The 22763-nt window shown below is 49.0% G+C and carries 20 protein-coding genes; 1 reads left to right on the plus strand and 19 read right to left on the minus strand.

Translation table 11 applies throughout. From position 1 onward, the window contains the following. The 15 genes from C7R94_RS28085 to C7R94_RS28155 form a co-directional block, all read right to left on the minus strand. Positions 1–847: mandelate racemase/muconate lactonizing enzyme family protein (locus C7R94_RS28085; protein ID WP_106785852.1), on the minus strand; the 847-nt coding region annotated here is incomplete at its 3' end. Beyond that, the gene (locus C7R94_RS28090) at positions 844–2310 is read right to left on the minus strand and encodes a serine hydrolase domain-containing protein (protein WP_106785853.1); all 1467 of its coding nucleotides are present in this window, start codon (positions 2308–2310) and stop codon (positions 844–846) included. The genes C7R94_RS28085 and C7R94_RS28090, both read right to left, overlap by 4 nt. Positions 2311–2346: 36 nt before the next feature. Then, complete coding sequence (locus tag C7R94_RS28095; protein WP_106785854.1) at positions 2347–3987, minus strand: ABC transporter substrate-binding protein; 1641 nt, start codon at positions 3985–3987, stop codon at positions 2347–2349. A 165-nt stretch (positions 3988–4152) separates the two neighbouring features. Further along, the gene (locus C7R94_RS28100; RefSeq protein ID WP_106785855.1) at positions 4153–5466 is read right to left on the minus strand and encodes a helix-turn-helix domain-containing protein; all 1314 of its coding nucleotides are present in this window, start codon (positions 5464–5466) and stop codon (positions 4153–4155) included. Between the two features lie 20 nt (positions 5467–5486). Beyond that, complete coding sequence (locus tag C7R94_RS28105; RefSeq protein WP_106785856.1) at positions 5487–6491, minus strand: dipeptidase; 1005 nt, start codon at positions 6489–6491, stop codon at positions 5487–5489. Between the two features lie 17 nt (positions 6492–6508). Then, positions 6509–7615, minus strand: a complete 1107-nt coding sequence (locus C7R94_RS28110; RefSeq protein WP_106785857.1) for an aminopeptidase — start codon at positions 7613–7615, stop codon at positions 6509–6511. 21 nt (positions 7616–7636) lie between these two features. Further along, positions 7637–8599: an ABC transporter ATP-binding protein gene (locus tag C7R94_RS28115; RefSeq protein WP_106785858.1), complete on the minus strand. Its 963-nt coding sequence runs from the start codon at positions 8597–8599 to the stop codon at positions 7637–7639. Next, a complete protein-coding gene (locus tag C7R94_RS28120) occupies positions 8596–9585 on the minus strand; it encodes an ABC transporter ATP-binding protein (protein ID WP_047069627.1) in 990 nt (329 codons plus the stop codon). The genes C7R94_RS28115 and C7R94_RS28120 overlap by 4 nt, the downstream gene beginning before the upstream one ends. A 37-nt stretch (positions 9586–9622) precedes the next feature. Then, positions 9623–10477, minus strand: coding sequence for an ABC transporter permease (locus tag C7R94_RS28125; protein WP_106785859.1), 855 nt, complete (start codon positions 10475–10477; stop codon positions 9623–9625). A gap of 1 nt (position 10478) precedes the next feature. Continuing rightward, positions 10479–11414, minus strand: a complete 936-nt coding sequence (nikB, locus tag C7R94_RS28130) for a nickel ABC transporter permease (protein ID WP_106785860.1) — start codon at positions 11412–11414, stop codon at positions 10479–10481. Between the two features lie 231 nt (positions 11415–11645). Then, positions 11646–13532 carry an alpha/beta fold hydrolase gene (locus tag C7R94_RS28135; protein WP_106785861.1) on the minus strand — a complete coding sequence of 629 codons (1887 nt, stop codon included), beginning with the start codon at positions 13530–13532 and terminating at the stop codon, positions 11646–11648. Between the two features lie 57 nt (positions 13533–13589). After that, positions 13590–14162 carry a TetR/AcrR family transcriptional regulator gene (locus tag C7R94_RS28140; protein ID WP_047069631.1) on the minus strand — a complete coding sequence of 191 codons (573 nt, stop codon included), beginning with the start codon at positions 14160–14162 and terminating at the stop codon, positions 13590–13592. 131 nt (positions 14163–14293) lie between these two features. Continuing rightward, positions 14294–15139, minus strand: coding sequence for a DUF2785 domain-containing protein (locus tag C7R94_RS28145; protein ID WP_106785862.1), 846 nt, complete (start codon positions 15137–15139; stop codon positions 14294–14296). Then, complete coding sequence (locus C7R94_RS28150) at positions 15136–15864, minus strand: alpha/beta fold hydrolase (protein ID WP_106785863.1); 729 nt, start codon at positions 15862–15864, stop codon at positions 15136–15138. Before C7R94_RS28150 ends, C7R94_RS28145 begins: the two co-directional genes overlap by 4 nt. Further along, positions 15845–17023 carry a DUF4272 domain-containing protein gene (locus C7R94_RS28155; protein ID WP_106785864.1) on the minus strand — a complete coding sequence of 393 codons (1179 nt, stop codon included), beginning with the start codon at positions 17021–17023 and terminating at the stop codon, positions 15845–15847. Before C7R94_RS28155 ends, C7R94_RS28150 begins: the two co-directional genes overlap by 20 nt. A 145-nt stretch (positions 17024–17168) precedes the next feature. Between C7R94_RS28155 and C7R94_RS28160 the strand changes: the two genes are divergently transcribed. After that, positions 17169–18257, plus strand: a complete 1089-nt coding sequence (locus C7R94_RS28160) for a suppressor of fused domain protein (RefSeq protein WP_106785865.1) — start codon at positions 17169–17171, stop codon at positions 18255–18257. A gap of 285 nt (positions 18258–18542) precedes the next feature. On the opposite strand, the gene C7R94_RS28165 is transcribed toward C7R94_RS28160, so the two are convergent. The 4 genes from C7R94_RS28165 to C7R94_RS28180 form a co-directional block, all read right to left on the minus strand. Beyond that, positions 18543–19019, minus strand: a complete 477-nt coding sequence (locus C7R94_RS28165; protein WP_106785866.1) for a DUF1579 family protein — start codon at positions 19017–19019, stop codon at positions 18543–18545. Positions 19020–19163: 144 nt separating this feature from the next. Then, positions 19164–20855, minus strand: coding sequence for a YcdB/YcdC domain-containing protein (locus tag C7R94_RS28170; RefSeq protein ID WP_106785867.1), 1692 nt, complete (start codon positions 20853–20855; stop codon positions 19164–19166). After that, positions 20842–21390, minus strand: a complete 549-nt coding sequence (locus C7R94_RS28175; protein WP_106785868.1) for an RNA polymerase sigma factor — start codon at positions 21388–21390, stop codon at positions 20842–20844. Before C7R94_RS28175 ends, C7R94_RS28170 begins: the two co-directional genes overlap by 14 nt. An 84-nt stretch (positions 21391–21474) precedes the next feature. Beyond that, on the minus strand, positions 21475–22763 hold a 1289-nt coding region (locus C7R94_RS28180), incomplete at its 5' end, for a YcdB/YcdC domain-containing protein (protein WP_106785869.1).

Here is a 22763-nt window from a genome sequence, read left to right on the forward strand (position 1 = left end):
GATTCACCAATTTGAGAGCAGGATAAATCCCTCCACTTTTCATCAGTTTGATGTTTACTTTATCTGCAGCTTTCTTCGCGATGACTTCTCGCATTTCCTTCGTCCCGTGCAGTCCCTCGTCTACCATAATTGGAATAGTCGTTTGCCTGCGAATATCTGCCAGTGCATCAAGATCATCAGCCAAGACAGGCTGCTCCATCCAATCAATGTGACAATCCTCGATCTGTTGCAAAACAAGCAAGGAGTTCGCACGGTTCTCCCAACCTTGGTTGGCGTCCACCCGCAGCCCTACGTCAGGGCCAACTGCCTGCCGAACAGCCCGGATTCGCTGGATATCTGTCCGAAGATCAGCTCCCACCTTTATTTTGATCGAGTCATACCCGGCTGCCACTGCTTGCCTGGCTTCAGCTGCCATGACCTCTGGCTCTAAAATGCTTAACACATACGGGAAGGAAAGAGTCGTGTGATATTTTCCGCCCAAGAAATGATAAACAGGTTGACCAGCCGCCTTGCCCATCAAATCATAGCAAGCGATATCGATGGCGGCTTTTGCTGCTGGGGCTCCCCAAACAGCCTGGTTCATCTTCTCGTGAATGCTCTCGATATCAAACGGATTCTCACCGATCACAACAGGCGCCAGGTTTTGAACGAGCATCGTATAAGTAGACTCCCACGTCTCTCCGGTGACATTTTGATCCGGTACCGCTTCGCCTAGTCCGACCAAGCCATTGTCTGTCTCCACTTTTACAATAATGGACGGCATATCCGCATAAGAGGCGTACGCGATAATAAATGGGCGTTTTAGCGGCAACCTTATGGCATAAACCCATACAGACTTTATTTTCATACTCGACTACCCTCCGCAGCTGCTACTCGTGGTATGATTCGATAAAAAAGGGACATGGCTGTTACAGAGCCGTCTTCGCCTTTCACAAACCTAACTGTAAACTCGCTCCCCTCTCTATCGATGAGAAATTGATGCTCTCCAATGGGTCGCAATAGATAGTTCAGTTGTTTTCCACCAAACGCATTCGACGTCTTATCTATCATCATCAGGACATCCTCTACCACATATACGATGATATCCATTCCTTCCCCACTCACGTATCTACCGACATACTCTCCTAATTGGGCAGCAGGGACGCTGTATGTCTCGAATTGGTACTGCGGCGTATTCAATGGACGCCCTTCTATGGCATGGAGTGCTGTCAATGTGGCTTTTTCGACTGGGCTTCCGATCAAATTGGCTAAAGCCATGGATGTAATGCCCCGCTCCGGAACAATCGCTAAATGGGCGGCGACACCTTTGATCGCTCCACCGTGCTTGATCAAGGTACCCCCATAGTAGTCGGGTTGAATGGATAAGCCATACCCGTAGTACCTGCTGTAGCTGTTCTCGACATGCGGATAAATCATTTGTTTGACGCTCTCCTCAGATAAAATCCGTTCCTTGCCCACACATCCGCCCGTACGAAAAATTTCAGCGTAGTTCAACATGTCATGCACTGTTGAATTCAAATGCCCCGATGCCGCTACGAGTAGCCCATCCTCCCAATTTGGATCAGGGTAAATCTCAGATACGCCATTGCTCTCTTTTGAATGATAGATGGTCGTTACATCCGGTAGGTGTGGCAGATCGCTCAGAAGGAAGGTGCTGCTCTTCATGTCTGCTGGTTCCAAAATATGCTCTTTGACATAAACGTCATACGATTTCCCACTCACTCTGGCTATGACCGCTCCCAGGAGAGAATAGCAATCATTCGAATAGCTGAACAATTGTCCTGGAGAGCCCACCAGCTCATATTCCGCCAGGGCAAGAGCTTCCATCAGCTCTTCGAACGTATGGATCGGTTTCTGGTACTCCTTTTTCAAATAACGGTGAAGCGGGTTATCCTCGTCAGCCATGTCTTCGAGCATGGAGTTGCGAATCGCCAGGTTATCAATGGGCAGCGGCGGTATACCCGTCGTATGCGTCATAAAATGGTGGATCGTCATCTGCTCCGTTTTTTGACGATCCGGGGTACGGAACTCAGGGAGGTATTTGATCACCGGATCATGAACAGAGAGCTTCTTCGCTTCCTGTAGCTGCATGATCGCCATACATGTAAAGGACTTCGTAACGGAGGCCAATCCCATCACGGTATCAGGAGTGATTTCGAGTTCCTTTTCACGATCCCGGTAGCCAAAGCTTTTGCGAAACAGGCTCTGCCCATTCAGATTCACACCCATGACGAAGCCTGGAACTCTGCCTTCCTTCATTTCTTTTTCAACCAGTTGTTCCCATTCTACTAACCAGCCTTGCTGTCTCATTTTTTCCACCTCTTTCGAATGTTGTCATACCATGCCCTACTCGTTCACCCACATGTCCTGAATAATCAAGGATGCTAATGGATTTGGCTTGACGCCTTGAATCCGGTTACTGACGACCACGAATGTTTTTGCGGAGTAGAGCGGAATCCAATAGGCCTGTTCCACGATTCTTTTTTGAATGTCTGCAAAAACCTGCTGTCGCAGTACTTGATCTGTTGTCGTTCGTCCTTTATCTAGCAGGCTATCGAGCTGTTGATCACTGAGGCGAAAGAAATTCAAGCCCCCGATCTGACTCGAATGCAGTAACAAGTGCAAAATATCTGGATCGACGCTGCCATGACTCGTTGAGAACAAATCGAACTCGCCCTTCAGTGCCTGTTCAAGAGCTGTCGCTGATTCATACTTTTGGATATACACTTCGACACCAATCTCTTTGAACATGCTTTGCACCAGCTGATGTCCGGGATTTGTATCTTCGATGAGCATCGTCAGGCTGAGCGTTTTTCCATCCTTTTCCCTTATCCCTTGCGCGTTTGGCTTCCATCCTGATTCATCCAGCAGTTGTCTGGCTTGCTCAGCATTGTACTTGTAGCCATACTGCTCTACTCCCGCATCGTATCCGATCATCGTTGGTGGGATCGGTCCGTAGACAGGCACCCCCTCTCCTTGCAAATCCGCTATGATCAATGCGTCTTTGTTGATCGCCAGGTTCAGTGCCTTTCTCACGCGGACATCTTGCAAGATTTCATTTTCGAAATTCATCCCAATAAAGTTCTCTGCAGGCTGCATCCCTTCCAACACCGTAAAATCTTTGTGATCCTTGTATTTCTTCGCGTCTTTCGGGAGTACAGTGGCAATATCAATTGCCCCACTGTCGAGAGCAGCCATCATGGTCTGGTTGTCTTGAATAAATTTCAGAACGAACTTGTCGGGTCTCACTGGTCCTTGATTCTCAGCAAAAGGAGCTGCCCACTTATACTCGTCGTTTCGTACCAGTGTGATCGATTCGCCTGTTTTCCAGCTTTCGAATTTCCATGGACCTACCCCGACAGGATTGCGTCCCAGCTCATTACCGTATTTGTTCCGTGCCTCTATGGAAATGGGTTGCTGGTAGCCGCCATATGATAAGTTAGAAAGTAACGAAGCGGAGGGCTCATCCAAATGAAAGATCAATGTGGAATCATCAGGAGCTGAAATGGATTTGATCGAAGATACGTCCGGTCCCGTAACCGGTGAGGCTGTTTTCGGATCGAGTGCACGTTCATAGCTTTGCTTAAAAACTTTCGCGGTGAGCGGTGTTCCATCATGGAACTTCACGCCAGGGCGTATCTTGAACGTCATGGTCTTGCCGTCTTCCGAGATCGTGTACGATTCAGCCAAATGCGGCTTCAACTCAAACGTAAAAGGATCGAGGATCAGCAAAGCTCCCCCCAACATGCCCCCAACAAAATTTCCCGCTGGCAACGACGTCTTTTGCGGGTCCAGCGTATCTGGCTCCATCTGGTAGCCCATGGTGATCGTCCCACCCTTTTTGGGCTGGGAGCTTTTTGCTGGTTGACTTGCTTGCTTCTCGTCTGTAGGCGGAATGGGAGCAGCGCTGCAGCCAACGATGGAAAAGACGAGTACACCCATGAGTATAACGATGCGAATTTGGCTCTTTAACCGTGCTGATAGCATGTCGCGACCTCCATTTTTCGAGTCTTTTCCATTCGAAGTTCACTTTCGTCGGTATATAGTCGCTAATTAGATCGGATTGCTTCTGAGAGGAGGGATGTGGGAGTCCCGGATTTCTTTTGCCAACGGAAAAACCGGGACAGATTGGTTGATGTTACATGAGGAGATTCATGGATGATTAAGGCGATACACAGCCCGTGGGCGTCCCTGCTGATACGGCTGCTCTTCTCCGACGACCTCTACAACCTGATGCTCGATCAGCTTTTTCAAGGTTCTTTCCGAGCTGCGGCGACTGATCTGGAGGTACTCGGCTAAATCGGAAGCGGTGAAGCGGTTATCGCGGCGAAGCTTGACATACTGCATGATTTTCGTGATGGTAGCGACACTTGCGCCAGTCTTTTCCGCAATCTCCAGCACTTCCTTGTTCTCGCTTTTTAAATGGAACGCCTTCGATTCGGTATTCAACGGACCAATCACTTCTTTTTCATCTGTTACTAAGTACGCACTGCTTTCCTTTGTTTTCTGGGCATGATAAATCGCAATGCGTGCGTTGGCTTCGGCCTCTTTCGCGGTTAGGCCAAAACCAAATCCGATGGCAACCGTCACTTTGGCAAGCAGATCGACATTGCCCAATACTTGCATGATCTTCCCGTATTCAATCATTTGCTCGATACTGCCTCTCGTGCCATAGATGATGAATTGATCCATTCCCAACTTTTGAATGGAAGCGTCCGTCTCTTTGACGAGCTCCAGCAGCTCTTGCAGCAAAATAATCGTCGCATCCTGCCATTGTGTTTCTACTGGCGGACCATCATTTTGCTGAATCGCTGCAATTCCCACCGCAATCTGTGAATTTTGGCTAATTTTCAATTGACCATAAGCAATGGCTTGATTGACGGCATCGCGAATATTTTTATCGGGACTAACCATCGATGCGGAAGGAATGTTCATCTCACGCAATTGACGATATACGTAATCAACGCCAGTCAAAGCAAAATGGCTCTGTTTCTGTTCCCAAAGCTCCTTGTGGAACTGAATAATCTCCTCTACGTCAAATTTCGTCCCGCCTTCTTCAATAATCTCACTGTAGTCTTTTACATACCAAGGCGTAGAAGTTATGCCCAATTCTTCAGCAACCTTCTCAATATACTCCGCTTTTGGCAGATCTATCGAGATGCGGTCCAGTCCTCCTGGAACGTTCAGCAAGGTATGAAATAAAGAAAGGGAAATGGTATATTCATCGAGCGGGATATACACCGCAGGCAGCTTCTTTTGCTCTACCTTTTCCTTGGAAAAAAAATAAGGAAGTGGGCCAGCAAAAAGCAGCACGTCGCAGTCATGGATTTGATCAAGCAACGAAGCGCTCTCTTTTGGGTTCTGGTATGTATACGAGGTCAGTTGAATGTAATCGATAGATTGGGTATGCTTCAAGATCCTTGGCAAAAATTCTTCCGAAGAGATTACCGCTATCGTAATGGTCAATGTTCCACTCCCTCATCTCTCTATGATTTCCACACGTCCTTGAACACGCGGATGAAGTTTTTGCCCAAAATAAGCTCAATCGCTTCATCCTTGTACCCTCTTTTGGCAAGGCCACGCACAAGCTCCGGAACCTTGGTATGTCCTTTTACGACATCAAAATCTTTGCGTCCTGCTTGGATAAACACATCGGGAGAATCGTATTTCATAAATGGCTCGATGATGTCCAGACCAAATCCGACGTGCTCAACACCAACCAGCTTCACGATGTGATCGACGTGGTTGATCATGTGCTCGATATCAGCCTGGTCGTCTGTGTCCGCTACGAACACATTGACGCCATTGATGCCGATTACGCCGTTGGTGAATGCGATCGCCCTGATTTGCTCATCCGTCAGATTCCGCATGGAGCTCGCTAATGTCCGGCAATTGGAATGAGAAGCGATAATGGGCTTACGCGCTACCTCAATCAGATCCCAGAACCCTTCGTCATTCAGATGGCTGACATCAATGATGATGCCCATCGCTTCTGCCTCTTCGACGACGCGGATGCCGAACTCGGTGAGACCGCCCTTGCGCCCTTCCCGTACCGGACTAAAATGACTGCCATCTCCAACGAAATTCCGCCTGCTCCACACGAGACCCAAAAGGCGCACACCCAGCTCGTAAAAAACACGGAGCATACTCAGATCATTATATAACGGTTCCGCGCCTTCCAGAGAGAGCACAAAACCAATCTTCCCCAATCGCTTCGCAGTCTCGATATCGCTCACACTTTTGCAAACCATGATTTTCTCAGGTGATTCATCTGCTTCTGCGTGCAACGCGCTGATTTGTTGCAGTGCTTTTCTCAAGCCCATCTCCGGCAGGAATTTGTTGTCAATATAAATCGCTGCGACAACCGTCTGCACCCCGCCCGCCACGAAATCGGGCAAGTAATCCGTTTCAATAACTTTTCGCCTGCCATGCTCCCGTTGAATGGCAACATCCAGCAAAAGGTCAAAATGAGCGTCAATCCCATGTGTCATGCCTCATACTCCTCCTGTTATTTCAGGTTTTCCGGGTTAAGTGGTGCAAGCTCCGGCAAAAGAAAGCGTCCGTCTCTGCGAATCAAGTGGTCATCGAACCAAATCTCACCGCCACCGTACTCCGGTCGTTGAATCATGACCATGTCCCAATGGATATTCGACTTGTTACCGTTGGATGCCTCGTCATAGCATCGTCCCGGGGTAAAGTGGAAGCTGCCGTCGATTTTTTCATCGAATAAAATATCCTGCATGGGCTCCCGAATGATCGGGTGGACTCCCAAAGCAAACTCCCCAATGTACCGGGCACCTTCATCTGTATCCAGAATGTTGTTCAAGCGCTCCGTGTCATTGGCTGTGGCGTTAACGATCTTCCCGTCCACAAACTCCAGCCGTACCTTCTCAAAGGTAAAGCCTTGATAAGGCGAGGGCGTGTTAAACGATATGACACCGTTCACCGAATCGCGAACAGGGGCCGTAAACACTTCACCGTCTGGTATGTTGTAATGACCCGGACACGGAATCGCGGGGATGCCTTTGATGGAAAAGGTCAGCTCTGTGCCAGGTCCTGTGATTTTCACACGGTCAGTTCGCTCCATCAGTTCCTTGAGAGGCTGCATGGCTTCTGCCATTTTGGCGTAATCCATCGTGCAGACATCGAAGTAGAACTGTTCAAACGCTTCTGTGCTTTTATTCGCCAGTTGCGCCATGGAAGGCGTCGGATAACGGAGATAGACCCATTTCTTTTTGAGACGGACGATACTTACTTCTTTGAAAAAGGACGTAGCCAGCTTCATCTGCTCATCAGGGACATCAGAAACTTCATTGATGTTAAGCCCACCCTCGATGATGATGCACGCTTGCATTTTTTCCATTCGCTCTTTGTCCATCTCTGCCCCTAAACGGAATTGCTCCTCTGTTCCCGCTAGCAATAACTGACGGCTGATCGAGGATTCACGCAGATTCACAAAGGAATGCCCGCCTGCTTGCGAAACTGCTTTGATTAGCTCCTTAATCAGAGCGGCATCCACCTCTATCGCATCGATCAGCACGTTATCTCCCGGCTGCACATTCGTCGAGTAATTCACCAGCACATTCGCCAGCTTCGTAAGACGTGGGTCCAACATCTATCTATCACTCCTGCTCCCTTATTTTTCATAGAGATGACACGCAACCAGTCTGCCATCTGTTTCTGTAAATGGGGGGGCTTCTGTCTTGCACACGTCCATGCACGCCCAACAGCGCGGGTGAAACTTGCAGCCCTGCGGCGGATTGGATGGAGACGGCAAATCCCCCGTTAAAATGATCCGTTCTTTTTTCTCGTCAGGGTCCGTGATGGGAATAGCGGAGAGAAGCGACTGTGTGTAGGGATGCATCGGACGCTGAAACAGCTCTTCTTTTTTCGCCAGCTCAACCACTTCTCCCAGGTACATCACCGCTACTCGATCGGCGATATGCTCGACAACACTCAAATCATGCGAGATAAAAAGATACGTGAGCGAAAACTGCTCCTGCAAATCCTGAAGCAAATTGAGAATTTGCGATTGGATCGATACATCGAGAGCAGACACAGGCTCGTCAGCTATGATGAGCTTTGGCCTGAGCATCAAGGCGCGAGCGATCCCGATTCTTTGTCTTTGTCCTCCGGAAAACTCATGTGCGTATCGCGACAAGTGATTTTTGTTCAAACCGACGATTTCCATCGTCTCTTCCATCATGGCTGCTCGCTCGCGCTTTGGGATACCATGGGCAATCAACGGTTCTGACAAAATGTGCTGGATCGTCAGCTTAGGGTTGAGGGTATCAAATGGATTTTGAAACACCATTTGCATATCACGCCGCAGCTTCTGCATGTCTGCCTTCTGTAAGCTGCGGATATTTTGACCCTCGAACACGATCTCGCCGTCTGTCGGCTCGATCAAGCGCAAAATGCATCTGCCCAGTGTCGACTTGCCACAGCCTGACTCTCCCACAATTCCCAACGTTTCACCTGCGTTGACCGTCACGTTCACTCCATGAACGGCATGCACGTAACTCGGCGGCTGAAACCACCCTTTGCGGGTAAGGAACTTCTTATTCAGGTTTTTCACTTGCAAAAGAGGCGTCTTCATCCATTCACCGCCGTGCTTTCCCTGTTCTCTCGATACAGCCAACAGCGGCACTCCGACTGTTGATCCACATCGAGCAACGGGGGATTTTGTTCCAAACAGACAGCCATCACCTTCTCACATCGCGGAGCAAAGCGGCATCCCTTCGGATAATGATCGGGGGTCGGCACACTTCCCGCGATACTGTGCAATCTCTTCTGGCCTTTGGCATTATGTGGTGTCGATTTGATCAAGCCCACAGTGTACGGATGCTTGGGGCTGCGCAGCAGTGTGCGAACATCGGCCGCTTCAATGACCTGCCCGGCATACATCACCAGTACCCGGTCACATGTCTCGGCGACGACGCCCAAATCATGCGTGATCATGATGAGCGACATGCCCAGCTCTCTTTGAATTTTTTTCATGACATCCAATATTTGCGCCTGGATCGTTACGTCTAGTGCCGTCGTCGGTTCGTCCGCTATCAGCAGCTTTGGATGACAGGCAATCGCCATCGCGATCATCACGCGCTGTCGCATCCCTCCTGACAGTCGATGCGGGTACTCATGATAGATTTCATTGGCACGTGAAATGCCTACCTGCGTCAACAGCTCGAGCACTCTTTGTCTCGATTGGACTCGGTTCATGCCCTCGTGCTTTTCCAGTCCTTCGCTCAATTGCTTGCCGATGGTCAGTACAGGATTCAGCGAAGTCATCGGCTCTTGAAAAATCATGGCGATCTCTTTCCCTCTGATCTTCTGCATCTCTTTTTCGCTATAGCGCAAGAGATCGGCTCCGTTCAGTTGAATACGGCCTGCAATGCTTCCGTTTTTACTGAGCAAACGCATCATGGATAGAGAGGCAACGCTTTTTCCACACCCTGATTCTCCGACGATCCCGACCGATTCACCTCGTTTGACCTGCAAGCAAAGATTGTCTACCACCTTGAAAGCCTTTTCATTTTTTGAAAACGTGGTAGTCAATCCCGTCACTTCCAACACGTTCGTCATGTTACTCACTCCTTTATCGGGAACGGAAGCTCGCAAACTATGATTTGGGATCAAAGATATCGCGCAAAGCATCCCCTAGCAGATAAACCGTAAAAACGACTGCGGTAATCGCAAGACCGGGAAAAGTAGCGAGCCACCAAGCTTCTCGCAAGTAATTTTTCCCTTCGTTCAGCATCGTTCCCCACTCCGGTGTAGGGGGCTGGGCACCCAAACCGATAAAGCCCAGTGCCGAGGTTCCCAAAATGGCACTGCCTATAAACATGGTCGTATAGACGATCAGCACGTTCGAGATATTCGGAATGAACTGACGCGTAATGATCCACCAATTCGAGCTGCCGATGGAGCGGCTTGCTTCCACATAGCCGGATTGCTTGATCGAGAGTGCCGCACCACGGATCAGAATCGAAAAGGCTGGAATCGATGATATTCCGATTGCGATCATCGCATTTTCCTGACTCGGTCCGAGTACAGCTACAATGGCGAGAGCCAGTACAATGCCGGGCAACGCCAGCATGATGTCCATGATTCTCATGATCAGATTATCAACAATTCCTCCAAGGTAAGCGCATGTCACACCGATTAGCGTTCCTGCTACAAACGTCATGACAGACGCCAGCAAAGCTACGGTCAGTGTCACTCTTGTTCCGTACAGCATCCGGGATAAAATATCGCGGCCAATCGCATCTGTCCCTAGCCAAAAGTCTTTCGAAGGCCCTTGCATAAATGCTTCATAGTACGTTTTCGTAGGATCATGCGGAGCAATCCACGGCCCGATGATTCCCAGCAAAACAATGCAGAGCATCATCAGGAAGCTGTATTTCGCTTTCTTTTGCTGCATGATCTTCTCCCATAATTCCAAACGAGGCACGGACCATTGTCTGCTCCAGAGCACGCTACACCCCCTCCTTTGCTGTGTAGTCAATACGGGGATCGAGAAGCGCGTACAGGACATCAATCAAAATGACAACAAGGACATACACAGCCCCAATAAACAGCGTCGTTCCTTGAATCATCGGAAAATCCCGCGAGCTAATAGCTTGAATAGCCAAAGTCCCCACTCCCGGCCAGCCAAAAACCTGCTCGACGATCACAGCCCCACCCAGCAAGCCAGCCAGTTCCAGACCAATGACAGCCACAATCGGAATCATCACATTGCGAAAAGCGTGCCGCAGCAGCACAATTCGTTCATTCATCCCTTTCGCACGTGCTGTTCGGATATAGTCATTGGACAAAACCTCTACCATGCCAGCGCGAGTGAGTCGGCTGAGTGCCGTCGCCAGCAATGTCCCCAAAGTAAACGCTGGAAGAACCATGTCTTTTAGCCCCGTCCCTCCCGCAATCGGAAACCAGCCCAGATGAACGGAGAACACAAGGATGACGAGTAAGCCCAACCAAAAGCCGGGTATGGACATCCCAAAGGTGGAAAAGGTCATAATCGCTCCGTCGATGGGTGTATCCTTGTATTTCGCCGCTAGGACACCCAGCCCGATACCGATCACAACTGCCACCACGAGGCTGGCTAGTGCCATTTTTGCTGTCGCGGGAAAACGATCAGCAATTTCTGTGCTCACAGGTCGACCCGTTTTCAGGGAAGTGCCGAGATCCCCTTTCAAAACGCCAGAAGCATAGTCGAGATACTGGACGACCAAAGGTTTGTTCAAGCCCAGCTCTCCTCGAAGCGACTCGATTTGTTCGACGGTCGCCCGCTGCCCCAGCATGATCCGCACAGGGTCTCCAGGGATGAGATGAATGAGCAGAAACGTAAAAACGGAGAGCCCAAACAGGACAACGATGCCTGACAATAAGCGCTTCACTATATATTGCTTCATGAAGTCTTCACCCAGATGTGAGAAACAGTGTAAACTAGCTTCTTCCTGTTGCGTTCCTGCACTTTGCTCTCCTCCTTTTTCTTCACTAACGACATTTGTCGTTATAGTGTCGTTATTAATTAAAAATAGTCTATTCTAAATTCACAGAAAGTTCAACTCGTTTTTTCTTGCCCCATTCAAAAAGAGCATGGTCCCTTTCTACCATGCCCCTTCTGAAGAATCACTCCGTCGTCATTCCTTGCCGTGCCTCATCTGTAGCAATACGTTTGCCGTTAGCTGTGGATGACTGAGGGGAAAATGATGAGCAACAGAGAGCCTTTCAATCTCTACATTCACTTTCCTGAATGCATCCTCTGCTCCTTTTGTCAGCTGATACGTTTTATCCTGAGTTCCCCATACGATCTGGGCTGGAAAAGGGAGAGGCTGTGTCGCTACCGCCATTTGCCGGAATTCGTTCATGAAGTAGCGCAGCACGTCTGTATGCGTCTTGCTGATGCGCGGGGATTGCAGGAGCTTCCCTGCCTTTTCTACATAGCCTTTTGGCATTTCATACGTAGACTGAAATACCCCTTGCTCAAGCATTGCTTTTTCCAATTTGGCTGACGTTAACTGCTTTTGCAAAAAAAGCTGAAGGAGGGCTGGACTCTTCCCCAATCCCGCCTGCAGCCGAGAATACTTCGGGGCATGCAGGGGTGGCTGCAAAAGGTATAGCTTCTCGATTTTTTCCGGTACTCGCTTTGCTGCCTCCCATGCCAAAAACCCGCCAAATGAATGTCCTGCAAGATGAACCGGAGATGGCAGCTGTCGCAATGCCTCGGCCACTGCCTCGATAAAGCCCTCGATCGGTTTTTCGTGATGGTGATAGGGCGATCTGCCAAACCCGGGCAAATCCAGTAACCATACTTCCTGTTCACCCAGCTGTTCAGCGAGCGGGAGTAAATCGCTCATCTCACTGAAAAGCCCGTGCACGAGCAGCCACGGAGTACCCGAGCCTTCTTTCTTGTACGCGGCCATGCCTGCGATTTGCTCTCGGTGAAAGCAAGGAGGTACTTTCTGATCCTTGACCGACAAACGGTAGTCGAGATCGGCAATCACACTGGGAAGATACGCCGCTACGTCGTATGCATCGATGCTTTTTTTCGCTTTCATTTGCTGAAAGGGAGCGAGCGGGAAGTCTTTCTTTACGAGAAAATCCATCGAATTGGCAGGTACCCCGAGCAAGCGGCTGCCGCCGTTATGGAGAATTTTTTTCAAGACCGATACCGGGAAAGGAATGGTTGGTGGCTTCATCCGTAATTCTTTAGCCATCAACGAAATCAGCTCTGAAAAAGCTGGCGTGGCACTCCGCTCATTTAAGGCGTAATACGTTTGATGCTCGATGTGATTTGTCTCTACAATCCCCACAATGACCTGGGCAAAATCGTCGACGGAAAGCAAGGGCAGCCACCACTCCTTACCACCGGGAAGAACAGGGATCTTACCACGCCGCATGGAGCTGATCACGAGCCCGAATCCATCTGTTTGTTCTGTGTTCCCGGTGCTTCGCGGGCCTATGATCGTACACGGATTTACCACGACCAGCGGCATTCCTTTTTGATACGCCTCTTGTCTGAGGTATAGATCTGCCAGAAACTTGTATTTCTCGTAGCCCCCTGCCTCTCGATAAAAATCGGTTGGCGCAAAAACATCTGTCTCCAGCTTTCCACTCTCATCGTCAAACGGACTCATGTAGCCAACGATATGAATCAGCTTTTGCAGACGCTGTTGTTTATGCAATTCGTTCGCTAATGCTGCAAGGTGACTTGCTCCTTGTAAAATCAATTCCCTCGCCACCGTTTCATCCAGCGAAATATCCATCGGGGCACCTGCATGGATGATAATAGTTGCGCGCAATACCTGCTCGTAATCGCTCGCTGATAATCCCAAGCCCTCCTTTCGCAAATCACCCCGCACGGCCTTGCAATTAGACCTCTCTGTAGGTGTCATCTGCATCAGCAATTCATCCCACTTCTCGGGCGAACGAACCAGCGCCAGTACGGTATGACCGGACCGGGCCAGCTGCTTTGTTACCTCCTTGCCGATAAATCCAGTCGCACCTGTTATAAAAACGACAGCCATTGTTTTTGCCTCCTTTATTTTTAGTACTAATCAGTACTAATTGACTTCAAAAAAATCCTACACTTGAATCAAGTGTAGAAGTGTCTGACCAGCGCCTACGAGTACTTGTGCATGACCCTGCGATTCAGCCATGAGCATCGCTCCTTCCACAATGGTCACGAACAAAACTGCGGTTTGCGGAATCGAGATATTTTCCTTGAATTCTCCACGGGCGATTCCCTCCACGAGCAGCTTTTCCGCCAGGTTCTGCCATTCGATTAGGAACTCGTTAATTCGCGCTTTGACTTCTGGTATTTGTGCTGACAGTAAGGAAAGGATCGGACAGCCTCCTACGCAGGAGCGTCCTTCCAGTTCCTCTGCAATGGTAGTAAAAATCAGCCCTACTCGTGTGGTAACAGACAGGTCTGTCCGTTGCAGGATGGCTTCCATTGCTCCTCTGAGGACGTTGATTCTGTAGCTGAGCACAGCTACAACGAGCTCCTCCTTGCTTTTGAAGTGGTAGTAAATGTTGGACTTGGAGACTCTGCTATGTGCTACAACGTCATCCATGCTGGTATTCATGAGTCCTTTTTGCAAAAACAAATCGGATGCAGTGGCGATGACATGGTCACGGTTTGAGGTTCGTTTCATAATTAGTACTATNNAGCCCTGCGCTTTTTCTTCTTACCAGCTTTGTTGGTTCAATCGCTACCTTTTAATTTAAAACCTCGTATAAAAAAGAAAAGGTTGATGCCGTCTAATACGGTATCAACCTTCACCCTTTAACTGATCGCAAACCTGTTACATTTCGTTACGGCAGCAAGCATGGCAATCACCAGCTCATTTTCACGGCTATCTCGTGCCCTTCTGAAATAGAGACAGCGCAAAAAGTTCTTGCTGTTCACTCGAGCGATTGCCTGAGTACGACTTTTCGGCAGTTCTGCACAGCTTGCCAAACCATTGATCCAGTCAGTGAGTTCCCGCTCTGGGAGCAAGTCTTTCTCTATCATGGTATCTACGATGCTCGCGAGTCGTTCGTCCTCTTCCTCATTAAAAATGTGCTTTCCGTTATGCAGTACGCCCTGGATTGCTTGAAGAACGTCCCGCTGTACGGCATCATCGCTTTCTGGGCACTGCACCAGCTCTACAAATACGTCTGCACCGTGAGCTGTACTGTGCGCCCAGCCTCCTTCTGACAAATAGCCGCGCAAATCCTTTTCCTCTTGAAAATAGCGGAGCATGGCAGTTTTCACGTGTTGGAAATCAGCTCGTTCCAAAAATGGCTTCTGTCTGTGGCGGCGCAAAATCAATGCGATCGGCAATGAAGAGAATGTTCTCGTAAACACGGATGGGTCACCATCGTTGCCAATCTGGTAGAACAAATGCTTTTCGTCGGTCAGTTCTCGCAGGAGGCTGCGCAATTGCGCCTCCGTCAGCTTGTCCTCGTCGAGAATCCAATAATAAAAGGCCGGGTAGATGAGATTATCCCGCAATTCCGGGTCAGGGTCCCCAATGTATTCTAGCAATAGTCCGACGAAATCCCCCAGCTGTTCCCCTTCACGCAGCTGGTATTGTTCCTGCTCCAATCTTTGCAGATCAAGCATGAGCTGGGTTCTTGTATCGCTCACGTGTTCATCCCCCTCAACATGATTAAAATTTCCTCAATCACAACATCCGGTTCATCGTGATGAATATAATGCCTGCTGCGAATAGCTATTCTTTGCTTGCTTGAGGTTGAAAGCCGCTTAAAATCGGCTTGCAAACGTTGTTCGATTGCTAAGATTTCCTCGTTCGGCCATTCCTCGTCCCACACGTCCGGCAAGCCTCTCGTAATAATCGAGACAGGGATGTCGCTTTGCCGAAAAGAGTCAACAATCTCTTGATAGCTCCGTATTTTATCGATCTTCTCGCTGTTTCGCATCGGATTCTCGTAATATTCTCGATTGGCTGCGATCAGGTTGTCAGGCAAAACCTTTTCATAGGCGAGCTCCTTATATTCGGGAGCAGCATCAACCAAAACCAGCCCCGAAACAAGCTGCGGATATAGACTAGCAAAGAGTCTAGCGACCAAACCGCCAAAAGAATGTCCGACCAAAATACAAGGCGTCTCCACCTTTATCTCTTGCAGAAAGTCATACAGCTCCTCGACCAGATCACGGCATGTCCGGGGTACGACTTCTGGCGCTGGACTCCTGCCAATCCCCGCCCGATCATAGGATAAGGTAGACGCTTCCTGAGAGATGCGGTCTTGAACGATCTTCCATGTCTCACCGCTATCGCCCATTCCTGCTAGAAAGATCACACTAGGTGTCCCACTTTTTCGCGAATACAGCCTATGTATCCATCGAGACATGATCCCAGTCTTCCTCCATGTAACGAACCAGCCAATTCAATGCTCTGTGTCTTTCCACAACTACTTCGTCATTCAAACCGCCTGCAACCACACGATTGTTGATACGCGCATCCACGCACGCCCAGTCATAGCGGTAGATTAAATCTGCCTGGTCGAGAATCTCTTGTTTGCTCCTCACAACCGCATTGCTGTAGAAGGTGTCATAGTCACCTGCGCTTCTGAGAGCGTCAATCGCAGTGTTCACATCACAAATCTCATCTGGGAAATGGAGCTCTTCCACATACCCGAGCGCCCACAGCAGTACCCAGTAGCATTCGTACATCCACACCATCTGAATCATATCGGTTCGATCTGGCTGTGGATCATTCAAGAAGTCTCTCTCTTTTTCCGTGAAGAATTCAGCAGCGCCAAACTGCTCAATAATTTCTTCGATGAACTCCCGCTCTTCCTTGATTTGTCCGTTTTCGGCAATCCCGCCTGCATATACCGCAATCAAGCACAGGGCAATCGCTCGCTGAACAATCTCATCCTTGCTCCTGATCACAGCGTCCTCATCCCCTACAATGACAGGAAGATGCGGAATGTACGGAATGCCTTGCTCCTGCAATAGCTTGATGCTCCGCTCCTTGCGCGCTTCTCCTGACTGAGATGGCTGAATATGGCCATCGATCAGGTCTACGCTGACCGTCACCAGAAAATCGTCCACTTCGGATTCTCCTGCCGTATTGAGAATCAGCCTTCCTTGTTTATCGAGCATATCTCCGGTAGGGAGAAAGACGATCCCGTGCACTTCTTCGGCAATCGCCATAATGGACGCAAACGTCTTCTGATCGATTTCCTTGCTCGCCACGATTCCTACCGCCACATTGAGCGCTGTTATTTGGTACAACAGCTTTTGCTGGACCTTCTCGTGGGCCGTTTCAATCTGTGCGAAGTAGCCGTACATCCCTTTTTTCATCTCGAGAAACGCTTCTTGGTCATCGTCCTCGCGCATAAGATTGAAGGTGATCTTGCTCTTGCTAAACCATTTTTTATCTGTCACGGTTACGGCCCGCTCGTCTGCGGATACCTCTACCAATTGATCACGAAAAGCCTCGACAATGGCAGCGACGACTTTCTCGCATTGTTGGATGGAGACATAGATGGTGCATTGATTCATCTGGCAACCTCCTTTGCTGGGCAAACATTTCTAAAGTGCTGAATTTTGTAATCAATAGTCAATTATGGTATCCTAACCCTGTTTAATCAAGCACAAATCTTTATAGTTATCGGCGAATCTATCACGACGATTGAAGGTGAAACCTATGAAAAACATCCTATTAGAGGAGTTTTCCCCCATTTGTCCGATTCAAGCTTTTGTCGAAGAGGATGAGAACGGCGTCTTTTTTTATTTGTGGGATTATCCCGGTGAGGAGCATGCCAGCATTCGCTCTTGTTGGGTAAGAAATTACGGACCTGCACCGGACTCGATCGATTTCGCTGCCATGGAGGATGGTCAAGCTCCCATGCTTCCACGCGATTGCTGCGCTCATCCGGATGGAGCAGACAGGCTGGACCCGGAGCAGCTCTCGATCGTTTGGCTGGAGGAAGGCGATGCAGCAGCACTTTTGTATGAGGATGAGGTGCTGTGTGTGATTCCCGGCTGGGCTGGCCCTTCCCCGGACGGCTCGCACTATCCTTCGTATGCGCGAGATTGCATCGGAGAATCTGATTTATGCTTTCCGCTGGGAACACCAGAAACGAACGCCATGTTTGCCCGCATCGAAGCTGCCCAGCATTTTTGGGCGAGCTGGGATGGCAACCCTTGGCCTGACATCCAGCGCCAGTTCATGGACGCGATTACCTCGACTCTTGGCCCAGTTAAACAATATTACAGCATCGACGGCGGACACTGGCCTCCGAAAGCATTGGTGACCATCGAAAAAGGCGACCTCACCTATGCGCTGACCCTCGGCGTGTCCATTTTGCGTCAGCCGAAAGTCGAGCAGTATACAGAAGAGCCAGAGCAATTACTCCGGTTCGAGCTGGCATTTGCCTGTGAAACCAAATGGCTCGCCCAAAACGAACAGCAATTGCTGGCCTACGTCAGCGGCCAAACCTCTCTGCCGTGGTCGTATATGACCTTCCTCGCACAAGGTCACACCATTCCGTGCCAGGAAATCAGTCAGATCAACAGCCGCTTCACCTCCATGCTGCTTGCAAAACCTGAGGATGCACCGAGCATTCCACTTCCGCTCATGGCGGGCAATCCTGTGAATCTGTTATGGATGATTCCGATTACCGCAGAGGAACAGCAGTTTGCAGAAATGCATGGGTCTGAGCAATTGCTTCAACGTTCCTCGGGAGATGGGACGGATTGGATTTTTAACGGGGTAGCGAAGTTTATGAAATAAGCATGATTTTGAAGACAGTTTTCGCGGAGTACATCTGCGGGGACTGTTTTTTTGTTGTCTCCACCGTTGAAGAAGATTTTTTAATTTTGTTTGTTTACCTCTTCGTGAATCGACGTTTAAGTTGGTGTACAAAGTCTCGTAAGAAGAAACGCGTTTCCAGTCCAAGCGCCTCTNNGCTTCTTCCCCCACTACAGCTACTTTTTTTAGAAAAACGCCCTATTCAGCAAACAACAAAAAAGGAGCATCCTCACCTGATGCTCCCTCACTGATCCTCCACTTTTTTACTCACTCCACCTTCGTTAATCGAATATCCATCCAATGTGTCCATTTCTCATCATTGCCCAACAACTCCCAAGTGCCAATGAGTGTGTTGCCATCAACACTAAACTTACCGAAAAAACGTTCGGTATTCCCTGTTATCTTCCAATCTCTGCCCAAAAGATTCGCATAGTAGGAAGCCATACTTCCATGATTGTCATAAGCGTGCGTGAAGTACACCTGATTAGACGCATCATAGCCGATGATCTCAATGGTTTTGACTTCTTTATCCCCCATCAAACCATCTACATGGTGAATAAGAAAAAATCCCCCGGGTAGCCATTCGTATGTATCTATTGCTTTCAACTTCACGGCTGGCCCTGACGGACTTTCCGTAATCAGTCCTTCTGTCATCCATTTCCCTACAAAAACGTTCAGATGAGAAAGAGCCGGATCAGGCTTGAGCACCTCTTGTGAAGTATGATTGACATGTTCATTCGTCATTCGGAATTCCTCCTTATCGGACAGTGAATTACTGTTTATTCTAGGGGATTCATAGAATGCATGCTTCTTATCGATTGCTATTTATATTCTCCGAGCCAACAAAAATCCCGCCCCTCATGATAGGAAGCGGGAGAACGTATGTGTTTACTTGAATGCCTTTCCTGTTACCGCATCTAGCCTAAAGCCAGAAATCATGTCCATCGTAAAAACCAGAAGTGGCTTTTGTTGCAGTTTCCCACCTACCACCGGAAGCACATACCCCAATTCAACCGGATGGCTCTGCAAAAATCGCTTGGCGGCATCTTCCCTCGATATGACTGTATCCAATTCCGGGAAAGGTTCAGTCGGAGTCGTGAAGTATTCCATGAAATTGACAATTTCCCCGTTTTGCCCATCCACATTGACGAGGTAATTCTGGTCAGCAACGATCACGCCATTATGAAGGGCGTAAAAGGTGAAGCTGTACGCCGTTGCAGAAGGCATCGAAATCTCAGTCTGGTCGACCTTCAGTTCCTCCACACTGCTGTCCAGATAAGGCTGTAAAAACTGAACGGCTTTTTCCTTGGCCTCGTCATAGCTAAGCTGGGCATTTACTGGATTGTTCTGATGCTGGATGGAGCTGGCCGTCTCTTTACTGCTGCGGCGCACCTGAAAGCCTGTGATTACCCCACTGTTTGAGTAGACGGTAACTCTGCCTAGCCCGTCCTTGGCCTTGTAGGTCGTCATCTGCTCACCCTTCATCTTCTTATCGCCACCAGTGAGGATAAATTCATCCAGCTTCACCTGAAACTGTTCCGCTACAGCCTTCGCCACTTCTTCCTCCGTTTGCACAGTGACCTTCTTGCCTCCAGGCGTTACCGGGATTGGAGCGGAGTACCGGCTTTTATGCGACGCTTCCCCCCATATCTCCTCTCCTGTCACTGCATTCACATATCCAGTCGTCTGAAGAGAATACGTCAATAATGGCTTCCCCGTATTTCTCGAACCCGCAAAATAGGTAAGCTCCATGAACGACGCCACTTTCTCTGAGAGCTCTTCTTCAGACAATACGGAATCCGGTTCGGCAAACGACTCCGACGATATTTGCAGTGGAGCAGCTTCAAACGTATTGATATATTTGACACCATTGCTGTTGACGCCAACAACGTATTGGTCCGAGAAAACGGGCAGCCCATTTGCATAGCGCGTATAGGTCACCGCATCCCAATCATCACCGCTGGTCTGATTTACTTGGTATTGCTTGAATTCGTCTCCCAACAGCGCTTGTAAAAAGACAGCAGACATTTGCTTCGCTTCTTCTTCTGTAGGCGAAGGGGCTTCCTCATTCATCGCTTTCTCATTTTCGTAGTTACTGATTTTCCCCGTGGCTGCCACCATCTCGACAGATACGTACCGCTGCTCCTTTCCTTGCTCCTTTTGATAAAAGACAATTTCATAGACGCCATCTTCTTTTCCGATGACTTTGGGTTCCATCGTCTTTAGTTCCGGAACGAGATTGAACAGCTTTTCCAAGGTTTGCTTTGCGGCAGGTGATACTTCCGCCAGCTTTAGCTGCTGACCCTTCAACACGAGAGGAGCTTCCGGCTTCGTCGTCATGATGGATTCCGGATGAGTAATCAGCCGGGTAAAAATCGGCGCCAGGAAAAAGACCGCGAGCAGTACAGCTGCGGATAATCCCAGTCGAATTGTCGTGCGTCGCGTTTTGCTTCTGCTGCGATGCTGTTGCTCGACCTCGACCAACTTTCCTTCCAATGTGTGCAAAAACTCGCTGCGGGGGACTGCATCCGGTCTGTTCCGAAATTCCTGTAACACTTCTTCATCGCTAGGAAATTTCATTCACACCAGCCCCCTTTTCATAGATGTGTAACGCCACTTCTTTTACCACTTTCATCGCACGGTGAAAATCTACCTTGACCTTCGCCTCTGTGCAGCCGAGAATTTCTGCTGTTTCCTTCACCGTATATTCTCTGATTCCCCGCAATACGATGACGTTTCGGTACTTGGGCTTTAGTTGCAGCAGCGCTTTTTCAAAATGAGTACGTTCCTCTTTATCCTGTAACTCTTTTTCCGGCAAACCCTCTGAGCTGGGCAACAGCTTTAGCAAGGTCCCGGCAAAAATCGTTTGCAGCCGTTTCTTTCTGTATTCATCGATGGCTACATGCTTGGCAATATTCAAAATCCAGGTGCGCATGCTCGAGCGCTCCTCAAACCTGTGCAGGGATTTAATGACGCGCACAAACACCTCTTGGGTCAAATCCTCTGCTGCTTCCCGACTTCCGATAAAATGATACAGATACTGATAGACTTCTTTGGAATACATCCTGTATATCCCCGATATGTCTTGTTGACCTCGATCTTCTCGAGCATCCAAGGCTGCTTCCTCCTCTTCTCGCGAAAGGACATGTCTACATGATGGAATCCCGCCCCTCATGATGAGAAGCGGGATCGAATCCGATTATTTGAATGACTTTCCTGTTACCGCATCAAGCAAGAAGTAAGAAACCGTGTCGATGGAATAAACCAGACTTGGCTTTGCTTGCACCTTCTCGTTCTGAACAGGGAACATGTACCCGAGCACAGCAGGACGGTCTTTCAAAAAGTGCTTGGCGGCTGCTTCTTTGGAAATGGCGGTCTTTTTGTCCGGGAACGGAGCAGATGGCTTCGTAAAGGAGTTCATGTAATTCACGATTTCCCCAGTCTGTCCGTCTACGTTGACGAGGTAATTCTGATCCGTAACAATCACGCCGTCATGCAGCGCGTAGAAGCTGAAGCTGTATGACGTTGCAGATGGCATCCTGATCTCTTTTTGATCGATCTTCAGCTCTTTTACACTAGAGTCGAGGTACGGCTGTAAAAACTGCACCGCTTTTTCCTTGGCTTGCTCGTACGAAAGCTGGGCATTTGTCGGTTTATTGTTATGTTGTATGGCATTGGCCATCTCGACTTTCCCGCGGACTTGGAAGCCAGTCACTTCGTTGTTGTTCGTATAGACCGTGATTCTGCCGTCTCTTCCCTTGGATCTGTAAATCGTTTCCCCTTCTCCTTTCATTTCCGCTGGGGTATGTGTATCCGTCTCTAACGTGATTCCATCCATCTTGATTTGAAATTCTTCTATCAGCACTCTCATAGCTTCATCGGAATTGCTGGCCGTGAGCTTTTTGCCGCCTGGCTTGACCGCTATGGCCTCCGAGTAACGGCTTTTAAGGGAAAAGGCACCCTCGATTTCTTTTCCTGTCACAGCATCCAAGTATCCGGTCGACTCCAGCGAGTATTTCAAAGCTGGCTTCCCTGTCTCCTTTTTATGCGCGGAATACGTGAGCTCCATGAGCGAAGCGACTTTCCTCGTCACTTCTTCTTTGGACATTACCTTACCAGGCTTGGCAAACAAGGAGGAGGCAGCTCGGAGTGGAGCGCCTTCAAACGTGTTCACGTACATGACACTCGTACTGTTGACGCCAACGACATAACGATCAGTGAAAACAGGTACACCATGCTCATGGCGCGTGTAGGTGACAGCATCCCATTCGCCTTTTGTTGTCTGAGTGGCTTTGTACTTTTTGAAATCATCGCCCAAGAGCTTTTGCAAAAATGCCGCTGATTTTTGTTTGGCGACCGCTTCCGATGGCTGATTGCTTTGCTTCTGCATTTCCTGATCATTTTCGTAGCTATGCAAAGCACCAGTCGTTGCATCCAGGCCCACCATGGCATACAGCTCCATCTTGCCTGGGGCAATTTCTTTATCAA

The organism is Brevibacillus sp. NRRL NRS-603, from assembly GCF_003013445.1.
Classification (GTDB): domain Bacteria; phylum Bacillota; class Bacilli; order Brevibacillales; family Brevibacillaceae; genus Brevibacillus; species Brevibacillus formosus.